The organism is Planococcus sp. S3-L1 (assembly GCF_030063085.1).
In the GTDB taxonomy this organism is placed as follows: domain Bacteria; phylum Bacillota; class Bacilli; order Bacillales_A; family Planococcaceae; genus Planococcus; species Planococcus kocurii.
Genome location: NZ_JASISN010000011.1, coordinates 43,025 through 56,628, shown reverse-complemented (window position 1 = coordinate 56,628; position 13,604 = coordinate 43,025). Strand labels below are relative to the sequence as shown.

Annotated in this window: 12 protein-coding genes; 1 reads left to right on the top strand and 11 read right to left on the bottom strand. The window is 42.4% G+C overall.

Features of this window, described 5'->3' with window-relative positions:
* Positions 1-3: 3 nt before the first annotated feature.
* The 3 genes from QMF37_RS11555 to mce are packed head-to-tail and all read right to left on the bottom strand — an operon-like array spanning position 4 to position 3,098.
* On the bottom strand, positions 4-1,122 hold the full coding sequence (locus QMF37_RS11555; protein WP_058385479.1) for a M20/M25/M40 family metallo-hydrolase: 1,119 nt from the start codon (positions 1,120-1,122) through the stop codon (positions 4-6).
* 21 nt (positions 1,123-1,143) lie between these two features.
* Positions 1,144-2,685 (bottom strand): acyl-CoA carboxylase subunit beta, encoded by a 1,542-nt coding sequence (locus tag QMF37_RS11550; protein ID WP_058385480.1) that lies wholly within the window; start codon positions 2,683-2,685, stop codon positions 1,144-1,146.
* A gap of 14 nt (positions 2,686-2,699) precedes the next feature.
* On the bottom strand, positions 2,700-3,098 hold the full coding sequence (gene mce / locus QMF37_RS11545; protein ID WP_071154018.1) for a methylmalonyl-CoA epimerase: 399 nt from the start codon (positions 3,096-3,098) through the stop codon (positions 2,700-2,702).
* A gap of 166 nt (positions 3,099-3,264) precedes the next feature.
* Between mce and prli42 the strand changes: the two genes are divergently transcribed.
* On the top strand, positions 3,265-3,360 hold the full coding sequence (prli42, locus tag QMF37_RS11540) for a stressosome-associated protein Prli42 (RefSeq protein ID WP_149456201.1): 96 nt from the start codon (positions 3,265-3,267) through the stop codon (positions 3,358-3,360).
* Between the two features lie 75 nt (positions 3,361-3,435).
* On the opposite strand, the gene QMF37_RS11535 is transcribed toward prli42, so the two are convergent.
* The 8 genes from QMF37_RS11535 to QMF37_RS11500 all read right to left on the bottom strand — a co-directional run bounded on the left by QMF37_RS11535 (position 3,436) and on the right by QMF37_RS11500 (position 13,591).
* Entirely contained in the window at positions 3,436-4,428 is a 993-nt protein-coding gene (locus QMF37_RS11535) for an aromatic acid exporter family protein (protein WP_058385482.1), read from the bottom strand.
* Positions 4,429-4,482: 54 nt separating this feature from the next.
* Positions 4,483-4,923, bottom strand: coding sequence for a BrxA/BrxB family bacilliredoxin (locus tag QMF37_RS11530; protein WP_283478378.1), 441 nt, complete (start codon positions 4,921-4,923; stop codon positions 4,483-4,485).
* A 66-nt stretch (positions 4,924-4,989) separates the two neighbouring features.
* Complete coding sequence (meaB, locus tag QMF37_RS11525; protein WP_071154017.1) at positions 4,990-6,057, bottom strand: methylmalonyl Co-A mutase-associated GTPase MeaB; 1,068 nt, start codon at positions 6,055-6,057, stop codon at positions 4,990-4,992.
* On the bottom strand, positions 6,057-8,204 hold the full coding sequence (gene scpA, locus QMF37_RS11520) for a methylmalonyl-CoA mutase (protein ID WP_078080363.1): 2,148 nt from the start codon (positions 8,202-8,204) through the stop codon (positions 6,057-6,059). Before scpA ends, meaB begins: the two co-directional genes overlap by 1 nt.
* The gene (locus QMF37_RS11515) at positions 8,204-9,898 is read right to left on the bottom strand and encodes a methylmalonyl-CoA mutase family protein (protein WP_078080362.1); all 1,695 of its coding nucleotides are present in this window, start codon (positions 9,896-9,898) and stop codon (positions 8,204-8,206) included. Before QMF37_RS11515 ends, scpA begins: the two co-directional genes overlap by 1 nt.
* Before the next feature lie 97 nt (positions 9,899-9,995).
* Positions 9,996-11,318 carry a dihydrolipoamide acetyltransferase family protein gene (locus tag QMF37_RS11510; RefSeq protein WP_078080361.1) on the bottom strand — a complete coding sequence of 441 codons (1,323 nt, stop codon included), beginning with the start codon at positions 11,316-11,318 and terminating at the stop codon, positions 9,996-9,998.
* A 285-nt stretch (positions 11,319-11,603) separates the two neighbouring features.
* A complete protein-coding gene (locus QMF37_RS11505; protein ID WP_058385488.1) occupies positions 11,604-12,587 on the bottom strand; it encodes an alpha-ketoacid dehydrogenase subunit beta in 984 nt (327 codons plus the stop codon).
* Positions 12,587-13,591 carry a thiamine pyrophosphate-dependent dehydrogenase E1 component subunit alpha gene (locus QMF37_RS11500; protein WP_058385489.1) on the bottom strand — a complete coding sequence of 335 codons (1,005 nt, stop codon included), beginning with the start codon at positions 13,589-13,591 and terminating at the stop codon, positions 12,587-12,589. Before QMF37_RS11500 ends, QMF37_RS11505 begins: the two co-directional genes overlap by 1 nt.
* Between the last annotated feature and the right edge of the window lie 13 nt (positions 13,592-13,604).

The following is a 13,604-nucleotide window of genomic DNA, read 5'->3' as shown; positions in this document are numbered from 1 at the left end:
TAGTTAGTTGGTAGTTGATTCTTTAACAATTTCAACGAGTAATTCCGTCAATTTTTCAAGTTCTTCGATTGGCATCCGTTCATTTTTTGTATGGATTTCTTCATAGCCTACACATAAGTTAACAGTAGGGACACCAAAACCGTTGAAAATATTAGCATCACTACCGCCTCCACTTGTTAGGATTGGCGACGGACGACCGATTTTAGCTGCTGCTTTTTGAGCAATTTCAACAACTGGATCCATGTCATCAAAGTAGAATCCTGGATACATTAGTTTAACTTCTGTTTTTGCACGTCCACCTAGGTTTTCTGCTACTTGTTCAAAAACAGTTTCCATGTGGATAGTTTGTGCAGCTAGTTTGTCTTCGCTAATTGAACGTGCTTCTGACAAAATATGGACTTCATCACAAACAATATTAGTAGCACCGCCACCTTCAAAATGTCCGATATTTGCTGTTGTTTCTTCATCTATACGGCCTAAGGTCATTTTAGCAATCGCTTTTGCAGCAATACTAATAGCTGAAATTCCTTTTTCTGGTGCAATTCCAGCATGTGCTGTTTTCCCATAAATGGTCGTCCACAATTTCGCTTGGTTTGGTGCAGCTGTAACAATACCCCCAACTTTACCGTCGCTGTCTACGGCATAGCCGTATTTTGCAATTAATAGCGAAGGATCCATTTCTTTCGCACCGACCAAGCCACTTTCTTCTCCAGCTGTAATAACCAATTGAATATCGCCATGCTCAATTTGCTGTTCCTGAAGCACCCGGATCATTTCAAACAAAGCAGCAATACCTGCTTTGTCATCTGCACCTAAAATCGTCGTGCCGTCTGAATAAACGTAGCCGTCACGAATTTCAGGTTTAACACCTACTCCCGGTGTAACGGTGTCCATGTGAACTGTGAAATATATAGGCGCAACATGACTTAATGTTCCCCGCAGTGTAGCAATAATATTACCTGCACCATGACCTGTAACTTCAGCTGTATTGTCTATTACAACATGAAAACCCATCGCTTCAAGCTTAGTTTTTAAAATTAGAGAAATGACGCCTTCGTGTTTTGTTTCAGAATCAATTTGAAGCAATTCCAAAAATTCATCCATTAATCTTTCGCTATTCATCTAAAACACTCCTTCTATATCTTACAGCGGCATATTGCCGTGTTTTTTTGCAGGACGCGTATCTTTTTTATTGCGCATCATTTCTAATGCTTGAATCAATTTGATGCGCGTTTCGCGTGGGTCAATAACATCATCGACCATGCCACGAGCAGCCGCAACATAAGGATTCGCGAACTTAACACGGTATTCCTCAATTTTTGCTGCACGCGTTTCTTCTGGGTTGTCGCTTGCCGCGATTTCGCGTGCAAAAATGATATTCGCTGCGCCATTTGGACCCATAACCGCAATTTCTGCATTTGGCCATGAATAAACCAAATCTGCACCGATAGATTTAGAGTTAAGTGCAACGTAAGCACCGCCGTATGCTTTTCTTAGGATCACAGTCATTTTAGGCACAGTTGCTTCTGAATAAGCATATAAAATTTTCGCTCCGTGACGGATAATACCGCCGTGTTCTTGCTTAATACCTGGGAAAAATCCTGTAACATCTTCAAATGTAATCAGCGGAATATTAAACGAATCACAGAAGCGAATAAAACGGGCTGCTTTATCAGAAGAATCGATATCAAGCCCGCCTGCCATGACTTTCGGTTGGTTACAGATTAACCCAACCGTTTCCCCTTTGATGCGTGCCAGGCCAATAACAATGTTACGCGCAAATTCTGGTTGCACTTCCATGAAACTGTCTTTATCGACAACTTGCTCAACTACCTTACGCACGTCATATGGCCGAATCGCTTCAAAAGGGACGACGTCAGCTAAATCTGGACGGTAATCATCTTCTTCTCCACCATCCAGACGTGGAGGCATTTCCGTATTATTCTGCGGCAAATAGCTAATCAATTGACGTACCATTTCCAGCACTTTTTGTTCTGAATCCCCACGGAAGTGCGCATTGCCGCTAATTGCTGTATGTACTTTCGATCCTCCAAGGTCTTCAGAGGAAATTTTCTCACCAGTAACGGTTTCAATGACTTTCGGTCCAGTAATAAACATTTGGCTCGTTTTATCGACCATAAACACAAAGTCCGTAATCGCTGGCGAATAAACTGCGCCACCTGCAGAAGGTCCCATAATAACAGAGATTTGCGGAATAACTCCAGAATAAATCGAGTTGCGATAAAAAATTTGGCCATAGCCATCTAGGGACAAGACACCTTCTTGAATACGTGCACCACCGGAATCGTTTAACCCGATAAAAGGTGCGCCGTTTCGCGCAGCTAAATCCATGACATTGGCAATTTTTTTCGCATGCATTTCCCCTAAAGCTCCACCAAAAACAGTAAAGTCCTGCGAAAACAAGTAAATCGCTCTGCCATTTACTTTACCGTACCCCGTGACTACCCCTTCACCAGGACCTTCTGCCATACCGAAATCGGTTGTGCGATGTTCAACAAACGGGCTCAGTTCAACAAATGTTCCCTCATCGACTAATAAATCAATTCGTTCACGCGCTGTCAGCTTGCCTTTATCGTGCTGCTTTTTGATGCGCTCTTCGCCACCACCAAGTTCGATCTCGCGTTTACGGTCGTACAATTCATTGATTCTCTCGTAAATATCCATTTCCCCACTCCCAATCACTCTTTTTCGCAAAGTTCGTACAATACCCCATTTGATGATTTCGGATGCAAAAAGGCTATCATTGCTCCACCTGCACCCGGCTTTGGCTGTTCGTTTAGTAGTTGGACACCTTTGTCACGCAGTTCTTCCATTCGCTGTTCAATATTGACGACACCAAATGCAATATGGTGAATGCCTTCACCCTTTTTCTCTAAAAATTTGAAAATGGCACTTTGTTCATCCATCGGTTCCAGTAATTCTAGTTTGACATTTCCCGCATCGATAAATGCGACGCGTACTTTCTGAGACTCTACTTCTTCGATTTTCATCAGTGACAGTCCGAGTGTATCCGTGTAATAAGGAAGGACAGCATTCAAATCCCGCACTGCGATTCCGATATGATCTACTTTTTTCATCCTAGTTTCACTTCCTTTTTTATCTTCTCTCTTATTGTACAGATTCGCTGTTAAAAACTCTAGTTGTTAGCGAATATTTGGAAAACCGTAGCGTGTCTCTTCAACTTCTACTCAATATATGATATGATTTCCTCAAGGATTTGATTGATAAAGGAGTTTACCACTAATGAGAAATGCAGCTTTTCGCAAGTTTATCGTTTATGCGATGATTGGCATCATGCTACTATCAAGCTTTATGTTTGGTTTGAGCTTTATTCTTTAATGGATTTTAAAAGACAGCAAGAGCTAAATCGCTCTTGCTGTCTTTTTGATTTTCATTTTTGGGAAACGAATAGAGTTAGCCGGCTGCTTCTGTTTTTCTTGTTTGAAAGCCTTTATAGGATTGCTTGATTTCCAAATACGTTTCCATTTCATGAATCACTTGGTAAAGTTCCGCCATGGCGAGGAATTTTTCGTGACTGTCAGGTAGTGGCAGTGCAGCAAAGTTTTCTTTGACTTTATTTAATTTAGATATATAGCGATACGCTGTATTGCCTGAGTGAACGTGCTCTGACAAATCTTGCAGAAAGTCAGCGACCAAATCTGTTTGATCCACGATTACTGGCAACGCTGTAATTTTCGGTAAAATTCGCTCAATAATTTCAAGTTGCTGTTCACGCATTTCAAAGTAATGATAGTATTTGTTTTCATGGCGTCTAATGTGATTTTCAACGTCTTGATACGCCAACGCTTTTGCTTTTTCCAGTAACTTTCGGGCATCCATCAATTCTTTGCCGCTCCATACAGATTCTCTTTCCCTCAAATAAATAACAATTTCACGAAAAATAGAGGCGTATAGATTTTCAATTTCGTAACGATAGCTTTTCAGCTTTTTTTCAATGCTCGGCATGTACATATTGACGACCAACGCTGTACCAAAACCCACAAGCATCAGAATCAATTCATTTGTCAGCAAATCCATATCTAGATTTTTGGCATCGTATATATGCAGCAAAATTACGGCACTTGACACAAAACCATCTTGAAAACGTAAGGTTACCAACAAAGGAATAAAGAGGACAATGAGAACACCAATCATAACAGGATGGTAAGAAATCCCTTCAAAAAAGATGAACGCATAAAGGATACCAATCAAACTGGCGATAAACCGAGAAAACGCTGCACGAATCGACTTTCTCTTCGTCGGTTGTATACAAAGAATCGTTAAAATTCCAGCCGATACATAATAATCAAGCTGGAGCAATTGAGCTAACGAAATAGCAACGGCTACACCTAGCGCGGTTTTCAACGTACGATAACCAATTGAATAAGGCTTAAAATTTAGCTTCATTGTCCCCTCCAAATTTAGACATGAAAAAGATGCCTCCATAAAGAGGCACCTTTTTTAAACTTCTTCGCAATGCTGTTCAAATATCGCTTGGATATGCGTAATAACAGACATAGGATCATGTCCTTCAATTTCATGACGGCCGATCTCGTCAACCATTTTTCCGTCTTTCATAAAAACGAATGATGGCGAAGACGGTAAGTGATCGTCACCGAAAATTGCGCGTGCTTGAGCAGTTGCTTCTTTATCTTGCCCAGCAAAAACGGTAAACAAACTACCTGGACGCTTATCGTAGTGAATCGAATGCAACGCTGCTGGACGAGCAATGCCGCCTGCACATCCACATACCGAGTTAATCATGACAAGACTAGTTCCTTTTTGTGAAAATGCTTCATTTACAGCTTCAGCTGTTTCGAGCTGTGTATATCCACCATCAATCAATTCTTGGCGAGCTTGTGTTGCTATATCGTTCATTAGGAAGTTAAAATCCATGCTCATCAAATACCACTCCTTATTATTGCTTCTTTTATCATAGCAGTTGTTCTGTCGACTTGCAAAAAAAGCTTACTCAAAAAGCCGGACGATTGCCTGCGCTACAGTCAATTCATCGCTCAATACTTGCTTTTCTAACACGGTCACCAATTGACGGCGATTCACATCGTCAAAAAAGCGACTATGTAACTCGTCTGTAATCATCGAACGGAACCAATCTTTTGTTTGTTCTTGACGACGCCGCTTCCAAAACCCGCTATTTTTTACTGCTATTTCAAATTCCTGAATCATTTCCCAAACGCCTGGAATACCCGTACTTTCTACAGAAGAAGCAGCAATCGGTCTAGTTGTCCAACTTTCAGTTGCCGGCTGCAGAAAATGCAGCATTTGCTTGTACTCTGCCACTGTTCGTTTTGCCAGTCGGACATTATCTCCGTCCGCTTTATGGACGACAATCGCATCTGCCAATTCCAATATCCCTTTTTTCATCCCCTGTAATTCATCCCCAGCACCTGTCAACACTAATAACAAGAACATGTCGACCATACCACGAACTAAAGTTTCACTTTGACCAACTCCGACTGTTTCCACTAAAATTATATCGTATCCTGCCGCTTCACAGAGTAACATCGTTTCGCGCGTCTTTTTATGAACACCACCAAGCGTGCCGGCTGTAGGTGACGGCCGGATAAAGGCATTCGGATTTCGCGCTAGCTCCTCCATACGGGTTTTGTCTCCGAGAATACTGCCACCAGTAAGCGATGAACTTGGATCAATCGCCAGTACCGCAACACGGTGGCCAAGACTTGTTAGCATTTCACCAAAGGTTTCAATAAAGGTACTTTTCCCAGCTCCGGGTACGCCGGTAATGCCAATACGCAGACTGTCGCCTGTAAACGGCAGCAATTGGTTGAGCAATTCCTGACCGTTTTGTTTATGTTCTGGATTTGAGCTTTCAAGTAAGGTAATTGCTTTTCCAAGATACAGCCGCGATCCGCTCTGTACGCCTCGTGCAATGGTTTCAATATCCAAATTTCCAGTATCCGGTTTCTTGAACTTTTTCCGTGGCAAAGGTTTCATGCCGTCATGCGCTTCATGAACACCTTCCATGACACGTCTGAAATTTTTTTCATGGCTCATCAGTCTGCCACTTCCTCATAACCTAAACGCACGTAAATTTCTTCGATAACTTTTTGTGCCGCTACTGGGATGACTGTTCCAGGACCAAAAATAGCACTAGCTCCATTGTTGCGCAAAAACTCATAATCTTGCGCGGGAATAACTCCCCCAACAACAATCAAAATATCTTCTCGTCCAATTTTCGTAAGCTCTGCTTTTAAATCTGGAACCAATGTCATATGTCCAGCTGCTAGTGAACTCACACCAATAACGTGAACATCATTTTCCACTGCTTGTTGCGCTGTTTCGGCTGGTGTTTGGAATAATGGGCCAATGTCAACGTCAAAGCCCAAATCAGCAAATGCCGTGGCAATAACTTTTGCTCCGCGATCATGGCCGTCTTGGCCCATTTTAGCAATTAAAATACGTGGACGACGCCCTTCATTCTCAATAAAGTCTTCTGTCATTTTTTTGACGATTTCCATTTCTTGCTGATTTGAAAAATTTGAACTATAAACCCCACTCACTGAACGAATCACCGCCTTATGCCTTCCGGATGCTTTTTCAATGGCGTCGGAGATTTCACCAAGAGATGCGCGGTGACGTGCCGCTTCAATGGCACAAGCTAAAATATTGTCTTTCCCGCTTTGTGCTGCTTTGGTCAATGTTTCTAGAGCTGTTGCAACTTTGTCACTATCGCGCTCAGCTTTCATCCGATCTAATCGTTCAATCTGCGTTTTACGAACCATTGTATTATCGATATTCAAAATATCGATCGGATCTTCTTGATCGAGACGGTACTTGTTGACACCAATAATGACTTCTTCATTGGAATCGATTTGCGCCTGCTTTTTCGCTGCGGCTTCCTCAATACGCATTTTAGGTAAACCCGTTTCGATAGCTTTCGCCATTCCACCTAGTTCTTCAACTTCTTCTATCAATTCCCACGCTTTTTCCATTAATTCATTCGTTAAGGTTTCAACGTAGTAAGAACCGCCCCATGGATCGATAACATTGGTCATCATCGTTTCTTCTTGAAGGAATAATTGTGTATTGCGGGCAATTCTTGCAGAAAAATCTGTCGGTAAGGCAATGGCTTCATCGAGTGCATTCGTATGAAGCGATTGCGTATGACCCATTGCCGCTGCATTGGCTTCGATCAATGTGCGTGTGACGTTATTAAACGGATCTTGCTCAGTCAAACTCCATCCTGATGTTTGCGAATGTGTCCGCAAAGCCAATGCCTTGTCATTTTTCGGATCGAAAGTTTTCATCATTTTTGCCCAGATTTCTCGTCCTGCACGCATTTTTGCAATTTCCATGAAATAATTCATGCCAATGCCCCAGAAAAATGACAACCGCGGTGCGAAATGATCGATATCTATGCCTGCCGCAAGTCCTGTCCGAACGTATTCAAGCCCGTCTGCTAGTGTATAAGCTAGTTCAAGATCTGCCGTTGCGCCTGCTTCTTGAATATGATAACCAGAAATCGAAATTGAATTAAATTTTGGCATATGATCTGAAGTATATTTAAAAATATCTGCGATAATTTGCATCGACATGGCTGGCGGATATATATACGTATTACGTACCATATATTCCTTTAAAATATCATTTTGAATTGTCCCCGCTAGTTGGTCAGGAGATACACCTTGTTCTTCAGCTGCGACAATAAAAAACGCCATAATCGGCACAACTGCACCATTCATCGTCATAGATACTGACATCTGATCCAATGGAATGCCATCAAACAAAATTTTCATGTCTTCAACGCTGTCAATGGCAACGCCTGCTTTACCAACGTCTCCAACAACGCGCTCGTGGTCTGAGTCATAGCCACGGTGTGTCGCCAAATCAAAAGCAACGGATAAGCCTTTTTGCCCCATCGCTAAATTGCGACGATAAAAGGCATTACTTTCCTCTGCAGTTGAAAATCCAGCGTACTGGCGCACAGTCCAAGGACGCGAAACGTACATCGTTGGATACGGACCGCGAACATTTGGAGCAAATCCTGGCATGCTTTCTTCTAGAAAATCGATATCTTTTGCCGTATAAACTGGCTTAATAGCAATTCCTTCATTTGTTGTAAAGACGCTTTGTTGTTCGACCGTTTGAGTCGCGGTAGCTAATTGATCAAGCGTTACTTTTGAAAAATCGGGTTTAGCCATTAGAACGCCTCCTTTCCTAAAGCGAGAATTTTGTCGAGTTTTGTAGTCATATGCTTACCCGAATAGAGCGTTTCATTAATACCAAATTGTGCCCACTCTGATAGCTGTTCTTTTGGATACCTACCTGCGAGATCAATACTCGCCTTTGTATCCAATCCAGTTACAACTGCCTCAACTGCCTCTTTTGATCCACACAACACACCATAATCAATCGCTTCATTTGCTAAAAATTGATTAATTTCTTTAGCCGTCGCTAAATGTGAACTTACTAGAGGCTCTATTCCCCCTACTGCTAAAAAGCCTGAAACAAAGTCAACTTGTGCTTTTATGTTCTTTACTGGCTCGAGAAGAATGATTGCAGATTTCAAGTTCACTACTTTACTTTGTGCACGAAGATTTTCAAATGGTGTTGCCAAACGTTTAGCTGTCATGTATTCCAAGTGACTGTCACCTATTTTCGAGTCTCTCACGGGTTCTTGTGGATTGGCATAAATATTCGTGCCAATCAGCGACTGTTGACGCGTTGCGGTATTGTTTTCTCGATCAACCCATTTTGCTTGAATATCGTCTGTCAACCAGCCTGATTTAATAACTTCGGAATAGCCACCTGCTTGTTCGATTTCCAGGAAATAATTCCATCCAGCTTCTACGTACTCTTTCGTTAAAGTTTCAACAAAATACGAGCCGGCTGAAGGATCCACCACATGAGACACATGAGCCTCTTCTTTTATGACCAATTGGACGTTGCGCGCGATACGTCTACTTGATAAATCCGGTTTGGTCAAAAAATCATGCGGATGGACCGTATGCGCATCTGTTCCACCAAGAACAGCCGCAAATGTGGAATTTCCTGCACGCAATAAATTCACATAAGGATCTAGCTTTGAGTAAGAACGGACAGACGTTTCTGTAAATAATGGAATCATCGGCGCTTCTTCTCCAAAAGCAGAACTGAAAGCTTGCCATAATACACGGAATGCACGCAACTTTGCGATTTCTTGGAAGAATTGTGTATCTACAGCAAAGCGAATCCACGTATTTTTAGCAGTTTCCGAAAAATCACTCTCTGCCATTCGTTCTGACAGAATACTCAGTGCAACGCCTAGTTCGTGTACGGCTGTTCCTCCAGCATGATGAATTGGAATGGTATCTACCAATTGAGTCCGAACGTTTTCTGGGGCTTTCACAGCTTCTTCAGAAAAAACAACACCTTGTACGTGTGCTAGCTGTTCCGGTGCCACAAAATCAAAAACACGCAAAATGTCTTGATCGTCACTTGTCAATTTAAAGTACAACGGTTTCTCGATGATCAATTCTGCCAACTCACTCAATTGCTCATCTGTCCAATCAAATTTGCCGAATCCTGTATAGACAACGGTTTCATTTCCGCGAAGTATATCGTCTTTCACCAAAGTTAAATATTGTTCTGCCGACTCGGCCATCACTTCTTGTGCCACCAACCAACTCGGCTGATATTTGCCATGTTGGATAGCCCCAACTTGTGCCGGTACATAACTCCCTAATTGATCGAGCATGTTTTTGGTGTATAGCGGTTCAAGTGTAATATCTTCGATTGTTGAAGTTTTCAACGTTTTCTCGAAAGGTTTGCCTTTAATCGCTTTTACAGCTGCATGCTGCCATTCACTATATGTACGCTTTGGAAATTGTATGTTCTTCATCGATTCGATTGTCAAACTATTCCCTCCTCAAAGGCTATCTGTCTCCATTTTAACCGACTCGACGCCGACATTAAAGCAAAAAAAGCTTGAAGTCCGAAGACTCCAGCTTTTCTTAGTAAACAGATGTATTTTCTTTTGACATATTCTCTAATATTTCTTTCACGCGAGCCAAGAATTGACCGCAAACAAGACCATCAAGTACACGGTGATCGAGTGATAGACAAAGGTTCACCATGTCACGCGCTGCAATCATTCCGTTATCCATAATAACCGGACGTTTAACAATTGACTCAACTTGCATAATTGCTGCTTGCGGATGGTTGATGATGCCCATTGACTGAACAGAACCAAATGATCCTGTATTGTTTACAGTGAATGTTCCACCTTGCATATCAACTGATTTTATTTTGCCTGAACGTGCTTTTAATGCCAATTCGTTTACTTCTTTGCCAATGCCTTTAACCGATTTTTCATCAGAATTTCTGATAACCGGAACAAACAAAGCACTGTCAGAAGCAACTGCAATTGAAATATTGATATCTTTTTTCTGGATAATTTTATCTCCAGCCCACATCGAGTTCATCATTGGGAATTCTTTCAAAGCTTGTGATACAGCTTTTACGAAGAAAGCAAAATACGTAATATTAAAGCCTTCTTTTTTCTTAAATTCGCCTTTGATCGAATCACGGTATTGAACAAGGTTCGTAACATCCACTTCAATCATCATCCATGCGTGCGGTGCTTCGTGTTTACTCTTCAGCATATTTGCTGCAATCGCTCTACGAACACCCGTGACTGGAATTTCAATATCTCCCGGAGCACTTTCGATTGGAGCAGGTGCGGCTTTTGGTGCTTCTGGAGTTGCTATTGCTTGCTGAGCTGCCGGTTGTTCTTGTTGCGTTGGTGTCTGTGCTGCAGGCACATCTCCAGCTTTTGGAATAGTTCCACTGTCAATCAACTTCATTAAATCTTTACGCGTAATACGGCCTTCGTTTCCTGAACCGTCCACTTGCGTTAAGTCGATATCGTTGTCTTGAGCCAAGCGCAAGACAGCTGGTGAATAACGGCCTTTTGAGCCAGCTGGTTTCGCAGGTTGAGCTGCCGTTTTTGTTTCTTCTTTTTTGCCTGCTGACGGTGCTGCTGATTGTTCGTCAGGTGCGTTTTTTTCTTCTTTTACAGGTGCAGAGTTGCCGCCTTCAGTTTCAATCGTGCAGACAATTTCACCGACTGCTAGAGTTTCACCTTCTGAAGCAATTAATTCTTTAACAACTCCTGTGAACGATGATGGAACTTCCGCTGTCACTTTATCTGTATTAACTTCAGCGAGTGGATCATATTTATTTACATGATCACCTGGCTGGACAAGCCATTTTTCAATGGTGCCTTCTGTGACACTTTCACCCAGCTGGGGCATTTTGATGTTTTCAATAGCCAAGGGAATTCCTCCTTTACTTGTTGTTCGGTTTTATGTTTCTTACTCTTTAAGTAATAAGCCACTCTGACTTTGCGGCCGGTTCAACTTTTCTTTTGTCTAGCTTCAGCGCCCAGATTCTAGGGTCATAAGCCACTCTGACTTTGCGGCCGGTTCAACTTTTCTTTTGTCTAGCTTCAGCGCCCAGATTCTAGGGTCATAAGCCACTCTGGCTGTGCGGCAAAAAACGCCGCTTCGCCAGTGTGTCTTACGCCCGTCGAATCTAGATGGGCGCTTACGCTTTTCTTTTTAAAATTCAGCTAGTTCTCTCATTGCTTTTTCTACTTTGTCTGGGTTGATCATGAAGAATTTCTCCATTGTTGGTGCATATGCCATTGCTGGGATATCAGGTCCAGCTAGACGTTTAATCGGAGCATCTAGGTCGAATAGGCAGTTTTCAGCGATGATCGCTGCTACTTCTCCGATGATACTTCCTTCTTTATTGTCTTCTGTAACTAGAAGAACTTTACCTGTCTTTTTCGCAGCTTCGATAATGCCTTCTTTGTCCAATGGATAAATTGTGCGCAAATCAAGGATGTGCGCAGAAATACCATCTTCGGCTAGACGTTCTGCTGCTTGAAGTGCAAAGTGGACTGCTAAACCATAAGTGATGACTGTAATATCTTCACCTTCGCGTTTCACATCTGCTTTACCAATTTCAATTGTGTAATCTTCTTCTGGTACTTCACCTTTAATTAGACGGTATGCACGTTTGTGCTCAAAAAACATAACCGGATCTTCATCGCGAATTGCTGCTTTTAACAAGCCTTTTGCATCGTATGGAGTTGACGGGATAACGATTTTTAACCCAGGCTGATTAGCGAATATTGCTTCTACTGACTGCGAATGATAAAGTGCGCCATGAACACCACCGCCAAAAGGTGCGCGGAAAACGATTGGACAAGTCCAGTCGTTATTTGAACGGTAACGAATGCGTGAAGCTTCCGAAATAATTTGGTTGATAGCGGGCATGATGAAATCCGCAAATTGCATTTCTGCAATTGGGCGTAATCCGTACATCGCTGCACCAATGCCGACACCGGCAATCGCTGATTCTGCAAGAGGTGTATCTAAGACACGGTCTTCACCGAACTGATCGTACAGACCTTGAGTCGCTTTAAAAACGCCGCCTTTTTTACCGACATCTTCTCCGAGAACAAAGACGTTTTCATCACGTTCCATTTCTTCTTTCATGGCAAGCGTGATGGCATCAATATAAGACATAATAGCCATTATTCGTCTCCTCCTTCTTCGGCATAGACATACTTCATTGCGTGCTCTGGTTCTGCATATGGTGCCTCTTCTGCATAATCCGTTGCTTCATTGACAATTACCATGATGCGATCATTAATTTCTTTTTCAAGTTCATCGTTCATTACACCGTTTTCTTTCAAATAAGCACCAAATGTCAAAATTGGATCTGTTGATTTTTGTGCAGCCAATTCATCCGCAGAGCGATACTGGCGGTGATCATCATCTGACGAGTGCGCTGTCATTCGTTCGCAAACTGTTTCTATCAGGCTTGGTCCTTCGCCACGGCGTGCGCGATCAGCAGCTTCTTTAACATGTTTGTATACTTCAATCGGATCGTTGCCATCGATTGTTACACCTGGCATACCATAGCCGATTGCTCGATCCGATACGTTTTTACAAGCTAACTGGCGTTCAACGGGCACCGAAATTGCATATTTATTGTTTTCGACCATAATGATAACTGGTAACTTGTGAACGCCGGCAAAGTTCATGCCTTCGTGGAAATCCCCTTGGTTGGAAGATCCTTCACCCAGCGTCGTAAACGTGATAAAATCTTTTTTCTTCATTTTTCCTGCTAAAGCAACGCCCACTGCGTGAGGCAATTGTGTCGTAACAGGCGAAGAGCCTGTCAAAATACGGTTACTCTTTTGCCCAAAATGACCAGGCATTTGGCGCCCACCAGAGTTTGGATCTTCTGCTTTAGCGAAAGCAGACAGCATCAAATCTTTTGGTGTCATTCCAAAATGAAGGACGACACCAATATCGCGATAGTAAGGAGCGATATAATCTTTTGAATTATCAAGAGCAAAAGCAGCGCCTACTTGTGCTGCTTCTTGACCTTGGCACGAAATCACGAAAGGAATTTTTCCTGCGCGGTTTAATAGCCACATCCGTTCATCTACACGTCGAGCCATCAACATTGTTTCATACATTTTGAGTAAATCTTCATTTGTTAAACCAATTTCTTCATGTCTAGAAGCCATTATGTTTTCCTCC